This is a genomic window from Cytophagales bacterium (assembly GCA_033344775.1).
Taxonomy (GTDB): Bacteria; Bacteroidota; Bacteroidia; order Cytophagales; family Cyclobacteriaceae; genus JAWPMT01.
In genome coordinates, this window is the sequence record JAWPMT010000005.1 from 1,331,733 (window position 1) to 1,354,040 (window position 22,308).

A 22,308-nucleotide genomic window follows, 5' to 3' on the forward strand; every position below is an offset into this window, starting at 1 on the left:
ATTTTCGAAGACATGGAAAAACCTGTGATCATATTTGGCGCCAAAGGAATTGCCAAGGCTGCCTTAGAGATTTTTGAAAGCAACAACGTCGTGGTTTACGGCTTCCTGGAAGAGGACAAGGAATACCATGACAAGGAGATCAACAGCATCCCAGTTTTGGGAAGCCCAGACGATCACGGATTTCTAAAACTGATCGGGCAAAAATGCGAAGCCTTTGTAGCAACAGACGAAAATTCAGTTCGTCAGGATAATGTCGATTTCCTGATGAATACTCGAAAAGTGATGCCTGTGAATGCCATCCACCAAATGGCGCACATTCCTGATTCAGCTTCGATCGGACATGGCAATTTCATTGCTGCTGGAGTTGGCCTTGGCATAGACGTTAAGATTGGTCAGCATTGCATTTTGAACATGGGTGCTATGATCGATTATGGCGCCGAGTTGGATGATTTTGTTCAGGTAGGTGCCGGTGCGGTGATCAATGCTGGTACGAAAGTAGGCAAAGGTGCATTCATCGGTAGTGGTTGTATCATCGTGGGTGGCGTAACCATCGGAGAAGGAGCGCGCATCGGAGCTGGATCAGTAGTGATTTCAGATGTTTCCGAAAACGAAACCGTTTTTGGCAATCCAGCTAAGGTAGTTGGGTGATTTGATTTGAAAATTTGAAGATGTTTCAATTGATCAATTTTCAAATTAGGTTCATTTTCAAATTCACATAACTTTGCGTTTTTAAATTTCTAAACGAGCACCCTGCTTGAAACAGGGCGAAGCTAATATGGAAAAGAAAGACTTTTTAGTACTCCTGTACTATTGCTACACCCCTATTGAAGATCCCGAAGCTTTCAGGGAAGAGCATCACCTCTTGTGTCTGAACCTTAATTTACGAGGACGGATCATTGTTGCCGGAGAAGGATTGAATGGTACGGTCTCCGGCCTTCGAGCAGATTGCGAAGCTTACATGAAGGCAGTGAAAGCCGATCCTAGGTTTGACGCCCTGGAATTCAAAGAGGAAGAACATGCTGAAATGGCTTTTGCCAAACTGCATGTTCGGGTAAAACCTGAGATCGTTCACTCTTCTCTGCACACCATCGATCCCAACACCAGAACCGGGACGTACGTGGAGCCTGAAGAATTTCGTCAAATCCTGAAAGAGAAAGATGAAGACACAGTGATTGTGGACGTTCGCTCCAACTATGAGCACAACGTAGGCAAATTCAAGGATGCCATCACTTTCGATATTGACAATTTTCGGGACTTCCCTGACCAGATTCCTGAGTTAGAGCAATACAAAGACAAGAAAGTAATCACTTATTGTACCGGAGGTATTAAGTGCGAGAAAGCCAGTGCCTACCTGCTGGAGCAGGGCTTTGAAAATGTATATCAATTGCATGGTGGCATCATCAAGTACGGAATTGAAGCAGGTGGTGAGGATTTCGAAGGCAAATGCTATGTTTTTGATAACCGGATTGTCGCGGATGTCAATACGGTGAATCCATCAATGATCTCGAAGTGTTATGTGACCGGAGAGGCCAGTGATCGCATGGTGAACTGTGCCAATCCTGAGTGCAACCTTCACATGCCACTGTCTGAGGAAGGTGCCAAAAAATACGACGGCTGCTGCTCAGAAGACTGCATGAACGCACCCAACGTAAGAAGCTATGATGGCTCCGGATATTATCAAAAAGATTCAAATGGTTACAATCCTCACAAAGGATTGAAGCGTCCGAACCCTCCCAAGAAGGAAATTAAGTCAAAAGTGTCCTGATTTTCATGCACATAGCTTGGAAATAAGCCGAATTACCGGCATCTTGAGCCGCAGCTATGACAAAGATTTCGGAGACCGACCTGATTATCAATCCGGATGGTAGTGTATACCATCTAAACCTGAAGCCGCAGCACATTTCAGACACCATCATTACGGTAGGTGACCCCAACCGGGTGCATCGCGTAAGTCAGTATTTCGACAAGGTGGATTTCGAGATGAATAAACGCGAATTCATTACCCATATCGGACGTTATAAAGGCAAGCGCATCACTGTGATTAGTTCCGGAATGGGCACTGATAACGTGGAGATCTTAATGACTGAGTTGGATGCGTTGGTAAACGTAGATCTCCGTAAGCGCGTCCCTAAGTCCAAGCTCAAAAAGCTTAAAATCATTCGGATCGGTACCTCTGGGAGTATACAGGAAAGCATCCCTTTAGGCTCTCATGTCATGAGCGAATACGCCATTGGCATGGATCCACTGATGTACTATTACAACGTTGAGCAAACAGACCTTGAGGCGCATGTGAGTGAGCAGTTGCAGAATGCCATCAGTCTGCCTCATCAACCTTATTGCATCAAAGCCTCAGACGAACTGATTGGTCGTTTCAAAGAAGTCACTACCTCAGGCAATACGGTAACATGTCATGGTTTCTATGCACCACAAGGAAGATCCATTCGGACGCCCATCAAATACCCCCATTTAGTCGATGAGTTTACGAGATTTCATGTGGATGATTTTTGGCTGACCAACCTGGAAATGGAAACGGCAGGATATTATGCCATGGCTCGGTTATTGGGACATGAGATGATCTCCTTGAATGCCATCATTGCCAATCGGTCACGTAATGAATTTTCAAAAGACCCTAATCAGGTGATCGACTCATTGATCCGAAAGGTGCTTGAACGGGTTTGAAGGACGCTGATTCAATTGCTGATAATATGTCCTGGCAGCCTTCCTAACCATCATACGGGCTTTTTTCCTTTTAGAAAACCCTGAAATGAAGAAGCCATAGGAAGCCATATGAACCAAAGCCCCAGTAGTAATCAACGGCTCACCATCCCCTTCTCCAAAGGCCAGCGAGAATAATCCCAACATCATCAATCCGAATCCGCCAACATTGGTACCCAGACCCACTTTGAACTGGTTGCTGGCTCGAGTTCGCCAACGGTAGGCTTCATTGAGCATGACATTCAAAGATTGTGACTTCCCATCATAGTGATCTACGTGGAAATTATGTCTTTTGAAGAATCGGGTCTGATCACGGTTTCTAAATTCTTCCAGGCCTTCAAAAGTTCTTCCTCCTAATAACAGGTCATTACGTCTGATGGTAGCTGCATGCAGAAACTCTCTTCCTCTCGTCAATTCCTGGCTTCCGTAGGCAACTCCTACAATACCCAGTGGGAATATGATAACGGAAACGATCACTCCTCCTGTTCTGATCAGGTTACCATTACGTCGATATTGCAGGGCTTCTACCAGATATCGGTTGATCAGGGAATCGGAACCATCGTAATGCTGAACATCGAAATTCCTCCTTTCCAGCCATCGATATTCACTACTCTTGAGGGAGGTATAAAACGGACTTGAATTCGGATTTACCTGTGCGATCAAAGAGGAACTGAGCAGAATAACTATCAACAAAACAACGTACTTCAGAATTCGATTTTGGGTGTGCATGACGTAAATGGTATGATCTGATACAAACATCGTATCACGCTCCCGATACCATGAATCGAATCTTACAACTATAGATCATGACAGTTGCACATATCCGTAAATTGATTTTTAATTAATGACAGCTACTCCATCCTGACGTCTGATTTTAACGATTTAATCCGACCATTGACATACTTCAAAAATCGTTCCGATAATCAGCAATTCCTTACAACTCACAAGTTTAGAAAGGGCACAAAAACACTCTAATTACGCTTTATTCGCACTTTTTTTAGATAGAAATAAGAAGAAAAATCACCCCAAAAAAGAAACATGGCCTACCTCGTTTTCGTATATATTAGTATGCTAAATAACACGCGCCAAGTCGCCGGCCAAAAACGCGACAGAAAAACTTCCACCGTCTTCGGAGGAAGGGTTTCTTTATCCTTTGGACTTTTCTCGTTGAAGTTTTTCTGGAAAAAAGAAAAGTAAATTGTGATCAAACACAAGCAGTACAGCCCAGTCGATTTGACTGGGCTGTTCTTTTTTTAGCCACTCATTTCCCAAAAACTACTATCTTTAGCTCATTAAAATTGTTTATTAAATATGATTCCCAACTTGATTCAACCCTGAATTAAGTCCTTTTCTCAGGCACGCAATTCTGCTGTGTCAGAATTTTCTATTATCATATTTATAGGCACATGTTGCAAACAAACACAATAGCCGTTATTGGCGGCACTGGTAAATCAGGAACTTATCTGGTGGACCAACTTCTAAACCAATCTTATCACGTAAAATTATTAGCAAGAAACATTGGCCGTGTCCAACGAAATAGTCCCTCTACTTCAATTGGTAGAAGGTGATGCCAGAAATTACGAGGACATTCATCGACTAGTTGAAGGCTGTGGAGCTATAATAAGTACTTTGGGTCAGCCCAAAAACGAGCCTTCCATTTTTAGTGATGCCTCAAAAAATGTGGTTCGGGCTATGCTAGCACTGAGTGTCAATCGGTACGTCGTTACGACTGGAATCAATGTCGACACTCCGGTTGATGAAAAAGATCCGAAAACAAAGTTTGCCACTGACTGGATGCACGAAAACTTTCCGGAAACTACTCAGGACAAACAAGTTGAACATGATTTCCTCGCAACGTCAACTGTGGCGTGGACGATGGTACGTCTACCTATGATCATTCAGACCGAAGAGTCTTTCGAGATACAGACAGACCTTAAGAATTGTGCAGGAGACAAAATCAGTGCATTTGATCTAGCCAATTTCCTGATCGATCAATTAGAGGATCAGACTTACGTGGGAAAGAGTCCGTTTCTTTCTAATCTGTAAGATAAGCCTTAGAGGGCGTCTCAAAAGGGCTCTACTTGTCAGGTTGACTAGGCGTCCCCAGGCCTCACCGAAACTTTATTTCTGTTGCTGAGGTACACATTTCGACTAGCTCAATATGACAGACTCTTTAATTGTTGACTTTTGAGACTGCCCCCTTTGTTCTAACCTATTTAGAAGCTTGCTTCTTGTTCAACTTTCTGAACCACGACCGGGAAGCTTTATTGAGAAACCCCCTGGCTTTGCTTTTGCTACTGCTCGCTGAGGCGGCGAATGCATATGAACTTAAATGCACCACAGTGCCCGCCATAAGCCAGCCCTGCGAAGCATCATAAGATCCAAATGCCGCAAAGAAACCTCCCATCAAAATCATCCCAATACCTCCGATATTCGTCCCCGCAGCAACATACCATTGATTATTGGATTTGTTTCTCCACCTATAGGCTTCATCAAGTAAAGCGTTGATTTCGGAAGATTGGCCATCGTAATATTCGACATAAAAATTTTCTTTCCTGTACCATTCAGACTGATCCCTTCCCCTAAATGTCTCAACTCCCTCAAAAAGCTGACCTTTCAATAAAAGATCATACCTACGTTGTGTTGCCAATTGCAAGTTTCGATAGGATACTTCGTCCTCTGTTCCCCCATTTAAATCGATCAGAAATGCAGTAAACGGGTCTTTACGGTTATTCACTGCTTTCGTAAGATAGATATTGACCAAAGAATCATTTCCCCTGTAATAATCCGTGTCAAAATTCTTCTCTATCAACCAATCTCTGGCCTCCAGGGTAATAAAGGGATAGTTGTCCAATTGGGCGATTACCTCATTCGGCCCCAGGATAAGCATGTTAAATACAAGTCTCACACTTATCATCCTGCTGATTTGGTAGAGAGTACTATTGTTCTTGCATATGAAATTGAAGGTTGACATAAGCTGTAGTAATTATGCTACAAACCTATATGCCCTGTTAACGCCCCCTGAATCAAATTTTGCAACATCAGCCAACCTGACTTGCACAAATCCATAATAAAGAATGAATTGAATATGTTGTGCCTATTGGAATAAAGTGAGGTCCTTCAATATCTCAATAATAGAATTGCCCAAAGTGCCATAACACACCAGAAGGATCGTGCAAAAAGCATTCTTTGCCCCAAGATTCTTCTTTAACTGTACTGAGTCTTACGCGGGTAAATCTGTCCTGCAATTCAAGTGATTTTAAATGCTCATAAGTTGCATCTGCATCTTCCACCTCAAAAAAGATCATGGAATTGTCTACCCAGTCTTTGACAAAATACTGCTGTAGATAAAACCCGAAGTTACGTATGCTGAAATAGGACATATCATCAGATATCATAGATTCTGTAAAACCCAGTTCCTGATAGAATTTACGTGATTGATAAAAATCTTTAGCGCCAATGAACGTACGTATGGACATGGCTTGCCCTGATAAAAATGAACGTTGTTGCTGATTATCCATGGTAAATTATCAATAAGTTCATCTATTCCAAATCTACGTCAGATGCTTCACACCCCCTAATGACTGAACAATCCGCTACTATAAATGGTCTTATACTCATGAAACCTAGAACCCAAGCCATACTCAATACGCTATCGGTCATTTACGTACTGTTCATCAATTACTATTCACAAGTGGCCGGCATCAACGGCAACACGGTAGGAAGCTTGAGCCGCAAGTATGACAATCTGTTTACACCTGCCAGTTATGCCTTCTCCATCTGGGGGATCATTTTCTTATTGCTGATCGTCTATGTAATCCATCAATGGGTTAGCCTGAGAAACCAAACATTTCGTGAAGGATTTAAAAAAAGGGGGCCATGGTTCCTGCTAGCCAATGCCATGAACGGACTTTGGGTGATTGTCTGGCTATACGAATGGACCGCTATTTCTGTATTGGTTATGACTGTCATGCTATATGCCCTTCTTCGTGAATTGCTAGCTGTAACATCTGAGACAGCAGGCTGGCGTGAAAAAATCTTTCAAAATTTACCCATCTCTATTTATACCGGCTGGATCTCCGTGGCCATCATCGCAAATACTGCAGCCTTTCTGAGTAAACTCGGCTGGACAGGCGGCCCGTTTTCCGAATCCACCTGGACATTGATCATGATCGCAATTGCCATCGTAGTTAACTTGTTTGTTCTGATCACCACGAAAAGAGGGGGCTATATCTGGGTAGGTGCCTGGGCTTTGTTTGCCATCTCTGTTCGTCAGGAAATCGCTAACCCTGATATCGGTCAATTCGCCTGGTTGGGCACCTGGATACTACTGGGAAGCTGGGCTCTATTCACCATTTGGTCAATATGGAGGTCGAGGGTTGTGTTGAAGGCTGCTTGAGGCTAATGATTTTCGTATTCGTCGCATAGCGGATGCAGAAAGATCGTCGAAGAGATACCGGTCTTTCGTTGATCTTGAAAATTTAGATCAACAAAAACCGGCATGACGATCTAGAGAGATTTCTTCACTTTCACCAACCAAATTATCGCAATCAGATTGGGGAGCAGGAACATCAACAAAGATTGGATCACTCCTGTAACATCCACAATTAACCCTGTTTGCCAACCGGCATACAAATCCAGTACATCCATGGTGAAGCGGGTTAACAAAGCAGTAAGAATTGATGAATAAGTTCTAAAAACCCAAATACCCAGAATCATGGCAACGGCAATGGCCAGGTACCTGGCAGCAGAATTGAGCATGATGAATTCACTCGCACCTCCTGTCTCCACCTGAAAAGCTTCCATTATTCCCTGTCCATCTACGAAACTCCAAATGCTAAAGGCTACCGTCCAAAGGGTGAGGTATCCCGGTAAGAGATACCACCACCATTTCAATTGAAGTCTCATGATCAATAAACCCTTGCCAATGGAATTTGCAACTGATGAGGTCGGTTTTCCACCTTATCAAAAGGCGTTCCATCCACGTGCTTGGCTCCCATAAAGAGCAGGCCATTGCGGAAATAGATCAAGTCATAATCCGAGACAATCTGGCCCTCTACAATATTGAACATTGGAAACGCTTTTTGCAGAATGTCCTGTTGTTCATTCGCCGCAAAGGCTGGCATTCCAGGAGGCAAAGCCTGGTTCAACATTGCGGCGGCCTGATCGTTCAAAGGTGTCACGCCGAAACCTCCATTCAGGACGTAATCAATTTTCCAGGCACCTGCTGCGATAGGATGCGCATCTCCCCACTTCAAGTCTCCTTTGAATTCAAACTCCATCAGGGGTAGTTGTCCATAATTGTCTCCGAACAACGTGATGGTACCCACAAATTTGTCTCCATCCAAATATGTGAAATGTCGCTTCAAAAAGGTCGGCTCAACCTTTCCCGAACCTGTTCGGTCTTCCGTAGGACGTAATTCCACAGTAATACTCTCCCATTCCCCAAGTGCATAGGCTTGTACTTCTTCCAGTGTTTTTGGTGTCTCTATCATGTGCATGGCTTTTTTTCAATCTTGCGCTGATCCTACCAATACAAAGGCAGCAAAAGCGAAGGTTAAAACAGTTTTAATTCGATAATTGAAATTCATTTCTCATTCATTTTTTCGAAGCTTCAGAGATCCAAAATTTTTATATTTGTATGATTATATCAAGTAGTCATTTAAAAATGTTATAGTCATTAAAAAATGACTAATATTGATTATCAGATAGTTATGAAATGAGAAATTTTCAAAATGTCGCAAGTTGAGCATTCGGATTGTCCAGTCACGTTCTGCATGAGTAAGATTGGAGGCAAGTGGAAACCCATCATTATTCACTTGATCAGAAAGGGAGCGAACCGTTTTGGCATCCTGGGAAGAGGGATCCAGGGCATCACCAAACAAATGCTCACCAAGCAGCTCCGGGAGATGGAAGCAGATGGTATTTTGGAGCGAAAGATCTATCCTGAAATCCCACCAAGAGTGGAGTATTTTTTTACACCTTATGGTGAAAGTCTATTTCCAGTCATTGATGCGATGAGTAGTTGGGGGTTGGAGAAGATGGCTTCGGCAGGCTCAGCCTAAAGGCATTGTGGTACACTATAGTTAATGTAACATTCATTTCAAGGTCTTTTGTCTTTTCATCTGACATCACAATCAGTTAACTTTAGAATAAAAAGATCATGCATGAACTCATGGAAGTAGAAGACCTGTATGACAACACCTTCTACATCGCTGTTAACCAGATCACTCACATCATTTCCATCAATAAAGGAAGCAATGCCCGTGTCTACCTCTCCAATGGCTTGTATGCAGACACGAAGGAAGACCTGGATTCATTGAACACGAAATACGACGCCATTATCAACCCTGTTCCCTAATCTGGGTTTGCATGATGTAGTTTTGATGTAGTCGCCTTTTGCAATCACCTCTTCCGCTTTCCTTAATTTCGGAGCCACTTCAATCTGCCTTATCATGAAACTGTTCCGAATTTTTCTTATCCTCCTAACAGCCACTTTTATGGCGTGTAGCAACACCGATCAGCCTTCGCTTAATGTCGAAGTGTATGAAACCTCTGCAAGCGGCAATCAACTTCAAAAAATGGAAGTCAGCAAGGTGGAAAAAGCATCCGTCAAGGTCAAATTATATCCTGACCAACAATTCCAAACCATTACTGGATTTGGAGGTGCCTTCACCGAATCTTCAGCCTATTTATTAAACCAACTGAGTCCTGAAAACCGGCAGAGAGTACTGGAAGCCTACTTTGGAGAAAGTGGTGCACGATACTCTCTGACTCGTACACACATCAATTCCTGTGACTTTTCTTTAGGCAACTATTCCTATGCACCCATAGCCGGAGACACGGATCTTGAGAATTTCTCCATTGATGAGGATCGGGAAGACTTGATTCCAATGATTAAAGATGCGATGGCAGTATCCAAAGACGGATTCAAAATCATGGCCTCACCTTGGACTGCTCCGCCATGGATGAAAGACAACAACAGTTACAAAGGCGGAAAGCTACTTCCAGAGTATTACGATACCTGGGCTTTATTTTTCTCTAAGTATATAAATGCATACAAAGCAGAAGGAATTGATATCTGGGGGTTGACGGTAGAAAACGAACCACTTGGCAATGACAGTAACTGGGAAAGCATGCATTTTACTCCAGAGGAAATGGTCACTTTCACCGCCCGGCACCTTGGTCCTAAGCTGGAAGCAGATGGACACAACGTTAAGATCCTGGGCTATGACCAAAACCGAGACCCTGAAATGGAGGAATTCGTCCATGCAATGTACGCGGACGAAGCTTCTTCAAAATACTTTGCCGGAACAGCGGTGCACTGGTATGCCAGCACCGTGGATTTCTTCCCTGAATACCTGAACCTGGCTCATGAAGCGGCACCAGGAAAACACCTGATCCAATCAGAGGCTTGCGTGGATGCGGAAATACCCCACTGGCAAGAAGATGAATGGTACTGGAGCAAAGAAGCTACAGATTGGGGTTGGGATTGGGCACCTGATCATTTGAAAAAAGATCATCCTAAGTATGTGCCCGTCTATCGTTATGCTCGTGATATCATAGGCTGCCTGAACAATTGGGTTGATGGCTGGGTGGACTGGAACATGGTCCTTGACCGCCAGGGCGGGCCAAACTGGGCCAGCAACTGGTGTGTGGCTCCTGTGATCGTGGATCCTGAAAATGACGAAGTTTATTTCACACCACTCTATCACACCCTGGCTCATTTCAGCAAATTCATGCGTCCTGAAGCCGTCCGAATTGGATTTGACAGTTCAGATAGCGACTTAATGATCACTGCTGCTAAAAATACCGACGGTTCTATTGTGGTGATTGCCTTGAATATGAATGCGGCTAAACAAAGCATAGAACTGACCCTGGGTGACCAATCTTCTATCATAGACATCAATGGCCAGGCCATACAGACCATTGTGATTTCCGGTTAAATCAGGGTGTAAGCCAACAAAGGAGTAAATGGAAATCACTCAGTTTGACCGACAAAAGTACGGCCGGGAATTGCTGATCGATTGTGGAAAGATTTCGGAGAATCCACATTTCTTCGTGACGGACAATCCATTTACGGTAGACTTTTTTGAGATTTTCCTGATACTGGAAGGGAAGGGTGAGTTTTTTCTCAATGAAGTCTCAACCCAATACGAGCCTGGCACTGTGCTGTTTCTGCCTCCAGGCAAAATCAGACAATGGGGCGAACAGACCGAAACCGATGTTCAATACCTGATTTTTGAAGAGGAGTTTATCCAACGTTTTTTCAAGGATCCACTGTTTCTGTACCGCCTCGAGTTCTTCTTTTTTGATAAGCCGTTTTTCCTGCAATTGAATCCTACAGAAAACGAGTTTTATCAGGGATTGATGCGAAACATCCAAACTGAAATTGATTCTTTGAGGACCGATAGCGATCACCTGCTTCGGGCCTTTTTGTATCAAGGTCTGATCAAACTCAACCGTACTTTTCAAGCGCAACACCAACTAACAGATGCGCACTACGATAATTCGTTAGCCCTGGATTTTCGAATGGCATTAGAAGAAAACTATGTCCAGAAACACCAGGTGCAGGATTACTGCGAATTGCTCAACATCAGTAAAACCACCCTCAACAGCAAGATCCATGCGGCATTTGGCAAACACGCCGGTGACATGATTCGCGAACGGTTGGTACAGGAAGCCAAACAGCAACTGATGCACTCGAAAGAACCTGTTTCTCAGATTGCCTATGACTTGCAATTCAACGAAGTATCCAATTTCAATCGCTTGTTTAGGAAATTGACCGGAATGAGTCCTGGAGATTTCAGAAGTCACTTTACCAATTGACTATACTTTAGACTGATTGATAAATAGCGTCATTCGAACAAAGAGGACCTTTGCAAATAAAACTTGCATGGACCCATTTGAATACGTTGTTGTCATCACCTCGTTGATCACGGGCCTGGGTATTGCTCAGATCCTCAATGGCATTGCTGATGTCGTTTCGGACATCAAAAACATTCGCTTAAGTGCACCACTATCGTTGTTGATCTTAAGTACGTTCCTCAACCTGATTCAGGAATGGTTTTACAACTATCAATACGCTACACATGTCACTTCATGGACTTTATTGACGGTATTAGGTGTTTTGATCTACCCTATTCTTTTGTTCCTGCTGGCCAGGATGCTGTTCCCTACCGGATTGAAAAGTGATGTCACTGATCTGGATGGTTACTATTTCGAGCAATGGAAATGGTTTTTTTGGCTGAGTGGTTCCATTATTCTGGTAAGTGTCTTTCACGATATTTTCATTTCCGGATTTACACTCCAGGATCAAGTGCTAAAACTGGTGTTGATCGCCATTCACTTGTACTTTTTATTATTTGACGTTCACAATCGAAAAGCACATTACGTTTTCCAGGCCATGTCTGTCATCGGATTGATTGCCTTCATTGTTTTGACGGACAATGAATTGGATTCGTATTTGCCATGATTTTAACCCACAAAAGGAAGTTTTCAAATATGATATTCCCAAATCCCCCGGTCTCCGACCACCCCTACGCGGGCCGCCCCTTTCAGGGGGGACTTGTAAAGCTGAAAAATCATCACTCCATCCTCTAAACATGACCTCAACATGAAAATAGCAGTAACCTCTGTCAGCGGGCAATTAGGCGCCGCCATTGTCCAACAATTAAAAGCAGACATAGGCGCTGAAAACGTCATTGGCATTGCCAGAACCGTATCGAAAGCAGCGCACCTTGGTGTGGAAATTCGCAAAGGCGATTATACCTCTCGAGAAGATTTTGAAACGGCTTTAAAAGGCGTGAACGTAGTAGTTATTCTCTCGGGAAATGACGCCCCTGAGAAGCGCATTAACCAGCATCGAAATATATTGGAAGCAGCCAAATCCAATGGCCTTCAAAAGATCGTTTACACCAGCATTCTGGGAGATCCTGAAAAAACGGCATTCAGCCCCATCATCGCCAGCAACCGACAAACCGAAGCAGATATCAAAGCCTCGGGTTTGGATTGGTCCATTGGACGAAATGGCATCTATATTGAACCGGATGTCGAGTATTTGGAGCACTACACGAAAGCGGGAAAAATCACCAATTGCGCGGGCATTGGAAAATGTGCCTACACCAGCCGGGCAGAACTGGCCATAGCCTACGCCAAAATGGCTGTCGAAAAGAGACACAATGGACAAACATATAACCTCGTAGGCGAGGGAATTACTCAGAAAGAACTGGCTTTTTGTCTCAACAAGACCAAAGGTACTTCCCTGATATTTGAAGACATGTCCGTGGAAGCATACACTGCTGAAAGAAAAGCAGAATTGGGAGATTTTCTTGGAACCGTGATTGCAGGAATCTATGAAGGGATCAGAAATGGTGCTTTTGACGTTCCTTCGGACTTTGAACGAGCAGCAGGAAGGCCTCACATACCTATTCTAGACATTATCGGAAATCTGAGTTAATACTATTACTTCCTTTATCCGCTCTGATCCAAATTGCCTATTTTAAATCAAATTTTTATTCGATGAAGACCATAGGCCCTTTGATACTCCTGATTTTATTCGTTTTAGGATGTAGTCCCTCCTTCGAGGAGAAAACTTTGTTTCTCGAATCAGATAATGACGCCTGGTTTCAGGATGGAACAGCAAATTGGAATTGGAATGACGGAATAATCACCGGAACGTCCACGAGTGGTTCCAGCTTTTTGATGACCACCGAATCCTATTCATTTTTCGAATTATCACTGGAGTTCAATCCTGACAGCACGGTTAATTCCGGTATCTTCATCCGATGTTCGAACAAAGAAGTTTCGGCCACAGATTGTTACGAATTCAACATCTGGGACCTGCATCCGAATCAGGACTTTCGAACAGGAGCGCTCGTAGGAAGGGCCACGCCATTGGCACTCGTTGAAACATTGAATCAATGGAACACTTACAGAATAAAGGCCCACAATGGAATGCTGCAGGCTTGGATCAATGACGTACTAACAGTTGACTACAGAGATAGCGACCTATCAGAAGGTTACATCGCGATACAGGCAGGCGAGACCGGAAGTATTCAATTCAGAAACATAAAAGTCAAGTATCCATCGAATTAATTCGATCATGAAACGTTTCCTAAAGGTCATGAAAATAGCTGCGATCATTATTTCCCCACTCCTTCTTCTTGCTGCCTTGGTGCTGGTCCAGAAAGTAGAACCTCAGCAAATTGAACCAGATATTGTCCCCTATGCTTTTCCAGACAGTCTGGCCAATTACAATTGGGACCTGGACAGCATCAAAACGGTGATCGGAGACAACAAAGGACTCCCTCCGGGTTATGAATTAGCAGCAGCCATTGCCTTCTCCGCCTACCCTGAATTGAAAGACGTAAAAATAGACATGGTACTGGTGGATAAAGGCGCACCCATGGAATCTAATTTTGACCTTTGGACCATGTTCGTACCAGGCAAGAAAAATCGACTTTATAAAATCCTGCTACTGGAAGCCGAGGTACCCTACGACCCCATCCTGATGAAAAACCTTCCACTAGACGCACAAGTTGGTATTCTGGCGCATGAACTAGGGCATGTGGTATACTATCATGATCGGAATTTGTTGAAGATCGGAAAATGGGGACTGAGATACATCAACGATCCTCAATTTCGGGCCACCCATGAGCGTACCACCGACTTAATGCCTATCTATCATGGTTTAGGGAGCCAGATCTATCAGTACGCCTACTTTGTAAGATACGATCCTTCTTGTGTGGCGCTTTATGCCAATGGGAAACAATTCATGGACACCTTCTACATGACCGATAAAGAATTGGCGAAAGCCTGGGAGGAGTGGGAGGCAAAACAATGAGTGTTTAGGTAATAATACTTCATCACTTAACTACTCTACTTTATTTACGAACTGAAAATGAGGATTTTCGATCCCCATAACTCTGAAAGCCGCAGTACGTATGATCTAGTCTAGTTTAATGATGCGTTACATTACAGGTAACAAATTCAAAATGGACTTTTTCAAATACAACTTTCGATCCGCAACAAAATTCATCTTTTTGTTAGGCTTAGTGTTTTTATGCGCTTGTAAGTCTGACAATAGTATCGCGCCTGAAGAGGAGGCATCTATCGTGATGGACATGCCCAATGATAGTACAGGAAGCGTAACCGATAGCGTTCAACTGATTGAGCATAAACTCATGATCAATCTATTCCAATTTTTTCCTGATGCTATAAACTTGTTCCGATCAGAACGTACAAATGGATATTTCCTCACTGTACGTGGCCGAAACTACAGCTCTGCTATTAACCGTGTCTTCCATATCGATGACAGTGTTCAAATAGACTGGAATTTGGATGTCACTCCAATCCCTTCGGGAAGTTTTGGAGTTCAATTTTACTCAAATGACGAAAATCAAAGATTGAATTTCAGAAAAAAGTCATCCTCTTATCCCGAAGGTCTGATCATTTCTGAAATTGGCCATCGTGGCTTGATTAATGTGATATTCGAACTTTCTGAACCATTCGGTTTTGCATCATCTAACCTTCCCCCAGTATCAAGGTTAGGAGAGCTATACGTATTATCTTGGGTAAACACGGATCACGAAGCACCCAACCGAACACATCGGGTTATTGGGTTCAATTCAGCTGGAATCCCTGTTTGGCAAGACGAATTTCCGAGTAGAAGTAATACTTACGCCAAAATGAGGGTGTTCAACAGGCAGTTGTTCTACGCTTATAAAACACTGGACGAATCAGGCGCAAATCAATTAAGGCTAAGAATTTATGATGAGAATGGTCAGGTCCAGGTTGACTTCTTTTTGTATTCTGAGTTGATGGGATGGAATACCGCACAAGAAAACGTTGCTGATATTATCGTAGAAGACAATATCCTATATGTGCTTTCTCAGGGATGGTCCTACACCAAAAACAGAATCGCTAAGTATGATCTAACAGGAGAATTACTGAGAGAAATTGAATTTGGCCAACGACTCACTGATTTTGATCTGAACCAAGCGGGTTTATGGTCGATTGGAAATGATTTCAGCCATGATCCTGAACTTACTCTTGGTAACCCATTCATTCTAAAACTAACTAGAGATTTAGAGATTTTATTTCAATCTGAAATTGTGGATATCACTAGCCGTGGAGGAAGAGGCAAAATTGTTACTCATGAAAATGGTATGCTCGTTGCAGGATTCAGCCATTTCGAAGACTTTTCGGCTAAACCATATGTTATCAGCCTTGATAATGAGGGACAAATTGTTACCTCTGAAAAATAAAGTAGGAAAAGAGCTTTTCTCTTCACCCGAAGAGCATAAGCTTTTCATTAAATAACGAAGTATCTACTATTTAAGAAAATTAATGAATGTCATTCGTCAGGGGAGAATATTCACGAACGACATTCATTAAATAATACCTAGTCCAAATTTGGCTGAGGCGTCATTCTCAAATAAGGCTTTACTTCTGTGTGACCTTTCGGGAATAATTCAGGAATCTGCTCATTGGAAACTGCAGGTACGATCACGCAATCATCACCATTGTTCCAGTTGACAGGAGTCGCCACCTTGTGGTAAGCAGTCAATTGAAGCGAATCGATCACACGTAGCAATTCATCAAAATTCCTACCCGTAGATGCCGGATACGTGATGATCAATTTTACTTTCTTATCAGGTCCGATCACAAAAACAGATCTTACCGTAAGCTTGTCATCAGCATTGGGGTGGATCATATCATACAGTGTGGCTACTTTCCTATCCTCATCGGCGATGATTGGAAAATTCACTTCCGTACCCTGTGTTTCATTGATATCTCCGATCCAGTCTTTGTGAGAAGCTAATCCATCAACGCTCAGCGCCACCACCTTGACGTTTCTCTGATCAAATTGCGATTTGTATTTGGACGCTGCGCCAAGTTCCGTGGTACAAACAGGTGTGTAGTCTGCCGGGTGAGAAAAAAGTACGCCCCAGCTTTCACCTAACCACTGATGAAAGTCAATCTCGCCTTCCGTAGTTTGTGCTTGAAAGTTGGGAGCTTCGTCACCTAATCTAATGGTACTCATAATGGAAACTTAAGTTTTATATAGTTTTAAGAACCTATAAAACACTAGCCCAAAAGAGATCGTTCTTTGTAGTCCGGGAAATTTGAAATAATGGATACCGGAGAAAGAAACACTTATTCCAAACTAAAACGCTATAATTATGAGAAATAAGCGGAACCGCAACCAAACATTTTAATAACTTTATTTGTAACTGTACTTTACAAGACTACTTCAGTAACAAATATACGAGCAACACCTTCAAAATGAACTCTTCCAAAATCAACTATATTTTCCTCATTCAAATGGTTATGTTACTACTGCTATCGTGCCTATCTGCTTGTCAGTCGGATGATAAAACGGAACCAGAAGTCGTGGACGAGACCCCCGAAGAAGAGGTCCCTTCCGATGATATGGAAACAGATAGTGTACAACTGATAGAGCATAAGCTATTATTAAACCTCGCTTACCCAGATCAAATAAACTTGTTTTCGTCAGGCGCACCGGGTAGTTTTTTTCTTGCCGTAAATGGCTTTGGAAATTCAGGTTTTTATGACCAGGTGTATCTTTTCAACGAAAAAGCCAGGATAGATTGGGTACAGAATCTTACCCCAGCAGGACTAAACGTTCATATTCCTATTGGATTTTCCTCAAGTTCACAGGAATCAAAGGTTGTTATTCGTGAAAACGCAATTGGAGATCCGGAAGGCATGATTATTTCCAGTATTGATACTGCAGGCATCATTACCGGAGCTTTTTCGCTTAAGGAGGATTTCGGATTCAATTCATCAGATATACCACCAGTCACAAAAATCGGAGATCATTACGTACTTTCCTGGGTGAAAAGAGAAAACACGGAGCATAGTTCCGTTCATCGGGTTATTGCCTTTAATGCTGAAGGCACAGAACTTTGGAGAGATGATTTTACTGGATTAAGATACAGCATAGCTAAAACCGAAATACACGACAAGCATTTTTTCTATGCTTATCAAAGTTTAGATTCAACAGGAATAACAAGGAGTAGGATACGAATATTCGATGAAAATGGCCAGGCCATTGAAGACTTCTACCTAGCATCGAATGTGCTGCCCGAATGGGGATTTGAGGATGAAACTATAGTAAAGTTACTAGTTGAAGAAAACATCATTTATGTATTATTCGAAAGAAGGGGACGCTTGCCTGATCGAAGAATTGCCAAATACAGCCTGACTGGAGAATTACTGGATGAAGTTGAAATTGACAAAAAACTCTATGATTTTGACCTATATCCCGATGGGTTGTGGTTCATTGGAAATGACCTCTCATTCGATTATGAAGTTTCCACAGGCAAACCCTTTATTTTGAAAACATCAAAAAATCTGGAGGTTTCATTCCAGTCTCAATTTGTAGATGTCAATGCGAATGGTTTATTGAGCAGAATCATCGCACATGAAAATGGCACTTTTGTAGCTATTGCCATTTCAGACGAGAATTACAGACTGACACCATTTGTGGCAAGCCTCGATCATCAGGGACAAATAATCAAGACAGAAGAATGATCAATTATCAAGAATACAGATTGAATCTGAGCACAGCTACCCCTTCTTAAACACCTTCTCCATCGCTTGTTTCAGCTCGTTGGCTGCTGATGAAAAGTGCCCCTTGGCTTCCTGCCAGCGCTCCTGATTTTTGAACTCCTGAAACTCATCTTCGAGTTTATCTTTTCGCTCTTTTAATTCTTCTATTTTTTGATCTACCTCTTCCCGGACATCTTCCGATGCATCTTTGGCCTGTTCTATCAGGTGATCAATTTTCTTTCCCAGCTCGGTTAATAGGTTTTCGACCTTTCCTTTGGAATCTTCTGACATTATCGTGGTGTAAAAATTTGTAAAATGAAGTTAAAGAATAACTTTTTGAAAACACAAACTTCCTGACACTCCGTACAATGGTATTAAATTGTGATCTGGTAAGAAATCCCGGAGATGCTCAAAAACAGCAAACGACTTATCCTTATTGTCATTGGCACCATTGTACTGCCTCTGGTCATGTATATGGTCTATGAAGTATCTTCTTTGCAAGAGGACGAAGAAGTGATCCAGCGCATTTATGAAAATCAACTTGATTTCGTGATTTTCTCTGCCAATCAATATTCCAATGACTTTTTGGATGGCCTGGTCAATAGTTTGGAAGAAGACCTGGAGTCCTCCTGGAGTTACCAAATCAGTCCAAAAACTCAGACTTTGCTTACGACTAGTGGATGCACGTTGATCAACCTCAAAGCCATCGACTCTACAGGTGTACTGGGACCAGGAAAAACTCATCCCGAAAAATTACCAGAAGCTTACAATCAATTGATTGACAACCTCCACGAGTCCAATAAAGACGTAATCGGTCAATTGGTGAACTACAGGAAACTCGGCGACTACCGAAAACTGGAACCCAATCAAATGGTTCATATCGATAGTATGGAATTGCAAGTGCTTTATGCTGTACTCCTTGCCCCTGATGGGGACATGGTTCTGATGACCGGATTTATCGAACCAACAACATTTGCGAATGAAGTACTAAGCCCAAAACTGCAACAAATCGCACAGCAAGACCTGATCATTTCACTTGTCAATCGGCAAAGAGGCTTTGTGGTCCTACAAACTGATACACTATCCAATGAGGTCATCGCCAGTGACAACATGTGGTTATTTCCATCCTTGCAATTGGGCATCAGCCTGAAAAACCAAACCTTAAAAAGCCTGATCAATCAACGGCTGGAATACAACCTGTATGCTTCTGGCATTCTTATCACATTGCTGCTCGTCGGGTTTACATTGATTGGCCGAAACATCTACCAGCAAATGCAACTGGCCCAAACCAAGTCTGATTTTGTTTCCAATGTCAGCCATGAATTGCGAACGCCACTGGCACTTATCAGCATGTTTGCAGAAACATTGTTACTCCAACGGGTCAGAAGCGAGGAGAAGAAATCCGAATACGTTGAAATCATCTTTAAAGAAACCAACCGATTGACCCGTATTGTAAATCGCATCCTGAACTTCTCTCAGGTAGAGGCTGACCGGAAGAAATATCACTTCATTTCGATGGACATCAATGCCATTGTAGATGAATTGATGCATGATTATTCCTTCCATTTAGAGCACAATGGATTTGAGTATGAATTTGAAAAGGTAGACGAGTTGGTAAACATCCAGGCGGACAAGGAAACAATCTACGAAGCGTTGGTTAACCTGATGGACAATGCCATCAAATACAGTCGGGATGAAAAATTCATCGCGATCCGCACGAAATTACGTGGTGAACACGCCATCATCGAAGTACAGGACAAAGGCATAGGCATTCCGAAAGAAAACCTGAAGCAGATTTTTGACAAGTTCTTCCGGGTATCGGAAGGCAATGTACACACCGTGCAAGGTGCAGGTCTGGGGCTATCCCTGGTCGCCTCTATCATGGAAGCACATGGGGGCAACATCGAATTAGAAAGTAAACTAGGCGAAGGAAGTACCTTCAGATTGGTCTTTAATTTATCCGAATCCGCACAAGCTGCAAACAGTACACTTCAACCCGAATTAATCAATTAATATGGCAAAAATTCTAGTCGTAGAAGACGAACCTAACATGCAGATCGGTCTGCGAGACAACCTGGAGTTTGAATCTTTTGATGTGACGGTAGCCAAGGATGGTCAGGAAGGGTTGGATGAGCTGCTAAAACACTCGTTTGATCTGGTTTTACTGGACGTAATGATGCCAAAAATGTCAGGTTTCGATGTGTGCAAAGCGGCTCGAAAAGAAGGGGTGAAAACGCCGATCATTTTTCTGACTGCCAAAGGAGAAGAGATTGATAAGGTGTTGGGACTAGAATTGGGTGCAGATGATTACATCACCAAACCTTTTAGCATTCGGGAATTGGTGGCTCGCGTAAAAGCGGTACTTCGCAGAACCGAAGGTCAGACGGAAGACCAGCAAGGTCCGACAGAATTGGAGATCGGAAGGCTCAAGGTGGATTTCACACGGTATGAAGCGGAATCCAACGGTGAAGAGGTAAAAATGTCACACAAAGAGTTTGAGGTTCTGCTTTATCTATACAAGCATAAGAACGAGATCGTAAGTCGCTATCAGTTACTGGAAGATGTTTGGGGATATGAAGCCACCCCTACCACAAGAACGGTAGACAACTTTATCCTAAAGCTCCGTCAAAAGATCGAGGAAAATCCGAATGATCCCAAGTTCATTTTGACCGTCCATGGAGCGGGCTATAAGATGATTGGGTAGTCTCAAATAAAATTTAATATGTCATTAATGATCGTGCCAATCATCATGATCATGATCAGTGCCCAACCACCTTTATAGATGTTATTATATACCTGAAGAGATACCTGCTTCTTGAATAGCACCTCTATCAATACTGGAATACTTTTCAATGCTGCAGATTTAGGCAACGGCATAAAGTCCCATAAAAACATCATGACCAAAAGAATGGCGGAGACGTTGAAGAAATTTTGAATGCCATTATCAAATAGGCCCGATATCCCAACCGGCCCACTCAAGCTTCTTCGCGAGTCTATCTTACCCGAGAATATTTTTCCAAAAGCTTTGAAGTTGACCCCCATGATTGAAAATGGACGCACAATTCCAATGGCCAATGCTTCGAAAACCGATCGGGATCTAGTCGTATAATTAATCTCCATCTCAGGATAGAAACCAATTTTACCTTCACTACTTACACGAACTTGAAATGGAATAGACTGACTGTCCCGAAGTATCACCAGGGTTATCGTTTCATCGCTGAATTCCTGAAAAATATCCCTGGCTTCGTAAAAACTCTCCACAGGTTGGCCATTGATCGATTGGATTACATCCCTGGCTTGGATCCCGGCAACATCTGCCTGTCCACCTGGTGTGACTGTGCCAACTTTGAATGGTCCATTGGGGGAAAACAAGTATTCTCCAGGGCCCCTTTCGATAAATTCTAACCAGGAAATAGACAATTTTTGCGTTTTTCCATTCCTGGAAACCTCATATACTGTCGGTTCATTCGAAATGTCTCTCGGACTAATTAAGTCACTCCAACGTTCATAGTCTTCACCATTGACAAGTAGTATTTTGTCGCCTGTCATAAAACCTTCCTCATAGGCAAATTCTGATGGGGAAATTCCATGCTTGTTCAGCTCTTCTTTGGGCAGGTAAGTATCCTTCTCGATAAATGCCAATATTGAAAAGAGCAGTATCGAAGCTATCAAAGCACTGATCGCTCCACCAAACGCCGCAAGTACACGTAAATACCAGGGCTGATCAAAGAATTGCCATTCATAGGTTATCGGCTGCTTTATTCCATCTTGATAACTATTAAACTGCGCAAAAAATGGAAGCGGAATAAAAAGACCTATGTGGACCGTTACTTCTTTGAATTTCAGCCTAATTGCTGAGTAACTTCCGAAACCTAAAAAGACTTCTTTGTCATAAATACCCAGCCTTAAGGCGATAAAGAACTTCCCAAAAATATAGACGCAGTAGATAAATAATATCCCTAGCAAGTAATAGTAAACAGTTTCCATTGGTTGCTTTAGTTAAAGTTGTCAGAT

At 42.7% G+C, this 22,308-nt stretch carries 25 protein-coding genes; 17 read left to right on the plus strand and 8 right to left on the minus strand.

Annotated features, from left to right (window positions below; genetic code table 11):
* Nucleotides 1-12: 12 nt before the first annotated feature.
* The 3 genes from R8G66_23155 (at nucleotide 13) to R8G66_23165 (ending at nucleotide 2,679) form a co-directional block, all read left to right on the plus strand.
* Nucleotides 13-648: a NeuD/PglB/VioB family sugar acetyltransferase gene (locus tag R8G66_23155; protein MDW3195293.1), complete on the plus strand. Its 636-nt coding sequence runs from the start codon at nucleotides 13-15 to the stop codon at nucleotides 646-648.
* Between the two features lie 127 nt (nucleotides 649-775).
* Complete coding sequence (locus R8G66_23160; protein ID MDW3195294.1) at nucleotides 776-1,765, plus strand: rhodanese-related sulfurtransferase; 990 nt, start codon at nucleotides 776-778, stop codon at nucleotides 1,763-1,765.
* A gap of 56 nt (nucleotides 1,766-1,821) precedes the next feature.
* On the plus strand, nucleotides 1,822-2,679 hold the full coding sequence (locus R8G66_23165; GenBank protein MDW3195295.1) for a nucleoside phosphorylase: 858 nt from the start codon (nucleotides 1,822-1,824) through the stop codon (nucleotides 2,677-2,679).
* Here R8G66_23165 and R8G66_23170 read toward each other — a convergent pair.
* Nucleotides 2,647-3,444 carry a hypothetical protein gene (locus R8G66_23170; protein ID MDW3195296.1) on the minus strand — a complete coding sequence of 266 codons (798 nt, stop codon included), beginning with the start codon at nucleotides 3,442-3,444 and terminating at the stop codon, nucleotides 2,647-2,649. The two genes, R8G66_23165 and R8G66_23170, sit on opposite strands and share 33 nt — an antisense overlap.
* Before the next feature lie 795 nt (nucleotides 3,445-4,239).
* On the opposite strand from R8G66_23170, the gene R8G66_23175 reads away from it, so the two are divergent.
* Nucleotides 4,240-4,761 (plus strand): NAD(P)H-binding protein, encoded by a 522-nt coding sequence (locus tag R8G66_23175; GenBank protein MDW3195297.1) that lies wholly within the window; start codon nucleotides 4,240-4,242, stop codon nucleotides 4,759-4,761.
* Between the two features lie 166 nt (nucleotides 4,762-4,927).
* Here the strand turns inward: R8G66_23175 and R8G66_23180 are convergent, their stop codons facing one another.
* Nucleotides 4,928-5,632 carry a hypothetical protein gene (locus R8G66_23180; GenBank protein ID MDW3195298.1) on the minus strand — a complete coding sequence of 235 codons (705 nt, stop codon included), beginning with the start codon at nucleotides 5,630-5,632 and terminating at the stop codon, nucleotides 4,928-4,930.
* Between the two features lie 211 nt (nucleotides 5,633-5,843).
* Nucleotides 5,844-6,236 (minus strand): glyoxalase, encoded by a 393-nt coding sequence (locus R8G66_23185; protein MDW3195299.1) that lies wholly within the window; start codon nucleotides 6,234-6,236, stop codon nucleotides 5,844-5,846.
* 98 nt (nucleotides 6,237-6,334) lie between these two features.
* On the opposite strand from R8G66_23185, the gene R8G66_23190 reads away from it, so the two are divergent.
* Nucleotides 6,335-7,114 (plus strand): hypothetical protein, encoded by a 780-nt coding sequence (locus R8G66_23190; GenBank protein MDW3195300.1) that lies wholly within the window; start codon nucleotides 6,335-6,337, stop codon nucleotides 7,112-7,114.
* A gap of 110 nt (nucleotides 7,115-7,224) precedes the next feature.
* Here R8G66_23190 and R8G66_23195 read toward each other — a convergent pair whose 3' ends face one another.
* On the minus strand, nucleotides 7,225-7,623 hold the full coding sequence (locus R8G66_23195) for a hypothetical protein (GenBank protein MDW3195301.1): 399 nt from the start codon (nucleotides 7,621-7,623) through the stop codon (nucleotides 7,225-7,227).
* Nucleotides 7,624-7,625: 2 nt separating this feature from the next.
* Nucleotides 7,626-8,210 carry a hypothetical protein gene (locus tag R8G66_23200; protein ID MDW3195302.1) on the minus strand — a complete coding sequence of 195 codons (585 nt, stop codon included), beginning with the start codon at nucleotides 8,208-8,210 and terminating at the stop codon, nucleotides 7,626-7,628.
* 282 nt (nucleotides 8,211-8,492) lie between these two features.
* On the opposite strand from R8G66_23200, the gene R8G66_23205 reads away from it, so the two are divergent.
* The 9 genes from R8G66_23205 to R8G66_23245 all read left to right on the plus strand — a co-directional run bounded on the left by R8G66_23205 (nucleotide 8,493) and on the right by R8G66_23245 (nucleotide 15,983).
* A complete protein-coding gene (locus R8G66_23205; protein MDW3195303.1) occupies nucleotides 8,493-8,780 on the plus strand; it encodes a winged helix-turn-helix transcriptional regulator in 288 nt (95 codons plus the stop codon).
* Nucleotides 8,781-8,878: 98 nt separating this feature from the next.
* Nucleotides 8,879-9,076, plus strand: coding sequence for a hypothetical protein (locus R8G66_23210; protein MDW3195304.1), 198 nt, complete (start codon nucleotides 8,879-8,881; stop codon nucleotides 9,074-9,076).
* A 94-nt stretch (nucleotides 9,077-9,170) separates the two neighbouring features.
* On the plus strand, nucleotides 9,171-10,661 hold the full coding sequence (locus R8G66_23215) for a glycoside hydrolase family 30 protein (GenBank protein MDW3195305.1): 1,491 nt from the start codon (nucleotides 9,171-9,173) through the stop codon (nucleotides 10,659-10,661).
* A gap of 28 nt (nucleotides 10,662-10,689) precedes the next feature.
* Nucleotides 10,690-11,544, plus strand: coding sequence for an AraC family transcriptional regulator (locus tag R8G66_23220; protein ID MDW3195306.1), 855 nt, complete (start codon nucleotides 10,690-10,692; stop codon nucleotides 11,542-11,544).
* 67 nt (nucleotides 11,545-11,611) lie between these two features.
* A complete protein-coding gene (locus tag R8G66_23225; GenBank protein ID MDW3195307.1) occupies nucleotides 11,612-12,190 on the plus strand; it encodes a hypothetical protein in 579 nt (192 codons plus the stop codon).
* 141 nt (nucleotides 12,191-12,331) lie between these two features.
* Nucleotides 12,332-13,174, plus strand: a complete 843-nt coding sequence (locus R8G66_23230; protein MDW3195308.1) for an NAD(P)H-binding protein — start codon at nucleotides 12,332-12,334, stop codon at nucleotides 13,172-13,174.
* A gap of 62 nt (nucleotides 13,175-13,236) precedes the next feature.
* Nucleotides 13,237-13,812 carry a DUF1080 domain-containing protein gene (locus R8G66_23235; GenBank protein MDW3195309.1) on the plus strand — a complete coding sequence of 192 codons (576 nt, stop codon included), beginning with the start codon at nucleotides 13,237-13,239 and terminating at the stop codon, nucleotides 13,810-13,812.
* Nucleotides 13,813-13,819: 7 nt separating this feature from the next.
* Entirely contained in the window at nucleotides 13,820-14,560 is a 741-nt protein-coding gene (locus R8G66_23240) for a hypothetical protein (protein ID MDW3195310.1), read from the plus strand.
* 151 nt (nucleotides 14,561-14,711) lie between these two features.
* Nucleotides 14,712-15,983 carry a hypothetical protein gene (locus R8G66_23245; GenBank protein MDW3195311.1) on the plus strand — a complete coding sequence of 424 codons (1,272 nt, stop codon included), beginning with the start codon at nucleotides 14,712-14,714 and terminating at the stop codon, nucleotides 15,981-15,983.
* A 137-nt stretch (nucleotides 15,984-16,120) separates the two neighbouring features.
* Here R8G66_23245 and R8G66_23250 read toward each other — a convergent pair whose 3' ends face one another.
* Nucleotides 16,121-16,762 carry a peroxiredoxin gene (locus R8G66_23250; protein ID MDW3195312.1) on the minus strand — a complete coding sequence of 214 codons (642 nt, stop codon included), beginning with the start codon at nucleotides 16,760-16,762 and terminating at the stop codon, nucleotides 16,121-16,123.
* Between the two features lie 242 nt (nucleotides 16,763-17,004).
* Between R8G66_23250 and R8G66_23255 the strand changes: the two genes are divergently transcribed.
* The gene (locus R8G66_23255; GenBank protein ID MDW3195313.1) at nucleotides 17,005-18,276 is read left to right on the plus strand and encodes a hypothetical protein; all 1,272 of its coding nucleotides are present in this window, start codon (nucleotides 17,005-17,007) and stop codon (nucleotides 18,274-18,276) included.
* 36 nt (nucleotides 18,277-18,312) lie between these two features.
* On the opposite strand, the gene R8G66_23260 is transcribed toward R8G66_23255, so the two are convergent.
* Entirely contained in the window at nucleotides 18,313-18,585 is a 273-nt protein-coding gene (locus R8G66_23260; protein ID MDW3195314.1) for a hypothetical protein, read from the minus strand.
* Between the two features lie 114 nt (nucleotides 18,586-18,699).
* Here R8G66_23260 and R8G66_23265 point away from each other — a divergent pair, with 114 nt between their 5' ends.
* Nucleotides 18,700-20,307 carry an ATP-binding protein gene (locus R8G66_23265; GenBank protein MDW3195315.1) on the plus strand — a complete coding sequence of 536 codons (1,608 nt, stop codon included), beginning with the start codon at nucleotides 18,700-18,702 and terminating at the stop codon, nucleotides 20,305-20,307.
* A gap of 1 nt (nucleotide 20,308) precedes the next feature.
* The gene (locus R8G66_23270; protein ID MDW3195316.1) at nucleotides 20,309-20,998 is read left to right on the plus strand and encodes a response regulator transcription factor; all 690 of its coding nucleotides are present in this window, start codon (nucleotides 20,309-20,311) and stop codon (nucleotides 20,996-20,998) included.
* Between the two features lie 2 nt (nucleotides 20,999-21,000).
* Here R8G66_23270 and R8G66_23275 read toward each other — a convergent pair whose 3' ends face one another.
* On the minus strand, nucleotides 21,001-22,281 hold the full coding sequence (locus tag R8G66_23275) for a site-2 protease family protein (GenBank protein MDW3195317.1): 1,281 nt from the start codon (nucleotides 22,279-22,281) through the stop codon (nucleotides 21,001-21,003).
* Nucleotides 22,282-22,308: the final 27 nt, after the last annotated feature.

Excerpts from the sequence above, each read along its gene's own strand:
- R8G66_23155 (MDW3195293.1), top strand. The coding sequence starts at position 13 with ATGGAAAAACCTGTGATCATATTTGGCGCCAAAGGAATTGCCAAGGCT.
- R8G66_23160 (MDW3195294.1), top strand. The coding sequence starts at position 776 with ATGGAAAAGAAAGACTTTTTAGTACTCCTGTACTATTGCTACACCCCT.
- R8G66_23165 (MDW3195295.1), top strand. The coding sequence starts at position 1,822 with ATGACAAAGATTTCGGAGACCGACCTGATTATCAATCCGGATGGTAGT.
- R8G66_23170 (MDW3195296.1), bottom strand. The coding sequence starts at position 3,444 with ATGCACACCCAAAATCGAATTCTGAAGTACGTTGTTTTGTTGATAGTT.
- R8G66_23180 (MDW3195298.1), bottom strand. The coding sequence starts at position 5,632 with ATGATAAGTGTGAGACTTGTATTTAACATGCTTATCCTGGGGCCGAAT.
- R8G66_23185 (MDW3195299.1), bottom strand. The coding sequence starts at position 6,236 with ATGGATAATCAGCAACAACGTTCATTTTTATCAGGGCAAGCCATGTCC.
- R8G66_23190 (MDW3195300.1), top strand. The coding sequence starts at position 6,335 with ATGAAACCTAGAACCCAAGCCATACTCAATACGCTATCGGTCATTTAC.
- R8G66_23195 (MDW3195301.1), bottom strand. The coding sequence starts at position 7,623 with ATGAGACTTCAATTGAAATGGTGGTGGTATCTCTTACCGGGATACCTC.
- R8G66_23200 (MDW3195302.1), bottom strand. The coding sequence starts at position 8,210 with ATGATAGAGACACCAAAAACACTGGAAGAAGTACAAGCCTATGCACTT.
- R8G66_23205 (MDW3195303.1), top strand. The coding sequence starts at position 8,493 with ATGAGTAAGATTGGAGGCAAGTGGAAACCCATCATTATTCACTTGATC.
- R8G66_23210 (MDW3195304.1), top strand. The coding sequence starts at position 8,879 with ATGCATGAACTCATGGAAGTAGAAGACCTGTATGACAACACCTTCTAC.
- R8G66_23215 (MDW3195305.1), top strand. The coding sequence starts at position 9,171 with ATGAAACTGTTCCGAATTTTTCTTATCCTCCTAACAGCCACTTTTATG.
- R8G66_23220 (MDW3195306.1), top strand. The coding sequence starts at position 10,690 with ATGGAAATCACTCAGTTTGACCGACAAAAGTACGGCCGGGAATTGCTG.
- R8G66_23225 (MDW3195307.1), top strand. The coding sequence starts at position 11,612 with ATGGACCCATTTGAATACGTTGTTGTCATCACCTCGTTGATCACGGGC.
- R8G66_23230 (MDW3195308.1), top strand. The coding sequence starts at position 12,332 with ATGAAAATAGCAGTAACCTCTGTCAGCGGGCAATTAGGCGCCGCCATT.
- R8G66_23235 (MDW3195309.1), top strand. The coding sequence starts at position 13,237 with ATGAAGACCATAGGCCCTTTGATACTCCTGATTTTATTCGTTTTAGGA.
- R8G66_23240 (MDW3195310.1), top strand. The coding sequence starts at position 13,820 with ATGAAACGTTTCCTAAAGGTCATGAAAATAGCTGCGATCATTATTTCC.
- R8G66_23245 (MDW3195311.1), top strand. The coding sequence starts at position 14,712 with ATGGACTTTTTCAAATACAACTTTCGATCCGCAACAAAATTCATCTTT.
- R8G66_23250 (MDW3195312.1), bottom strand. The coding sequence starts at position 16,762 with ATGAGTACCATTAGATTAGGTGACGAAGCTCCCAACTTTCAAGCACAA.
- R8G66_23255 (MDW3195313.1), top strand. The coding sequence starts at position 17,005 with ATGAACTCTTCCAAAATCAACTATATTTTCCTCATTCAAATGGTTATG.
- R8G66_23260 (MDW3195314.1), bottom strand. The coding sequence starts at position 18,585 with ATGTCAGAAGATTCCAAAGGAAAGGTCGAAAACCTATTAACCGAGCTG.
- R8G66_23265 (MDW3195315.1), top strand. The coding sequence starts at position 18,700 with ATGCTCAAAAACAGCAAACGACTTATCCTTATTGTCATTGGCACCATT.
- R8G66_23270 (MDW3195316.1), top strand. The coding sequence starts at position 20,309 with ATGGCAAAAATTCTAGTCGTAGAAGACGAACCTAACATGCAGATCGGT.
- R8G66_23275 (MDW3195317.1), bottom strand. The coding sequence starts at position 22,281 with ATGGAAACTGTTTACTATTACTTGCTAGGGATATTATTTATCTACTGC.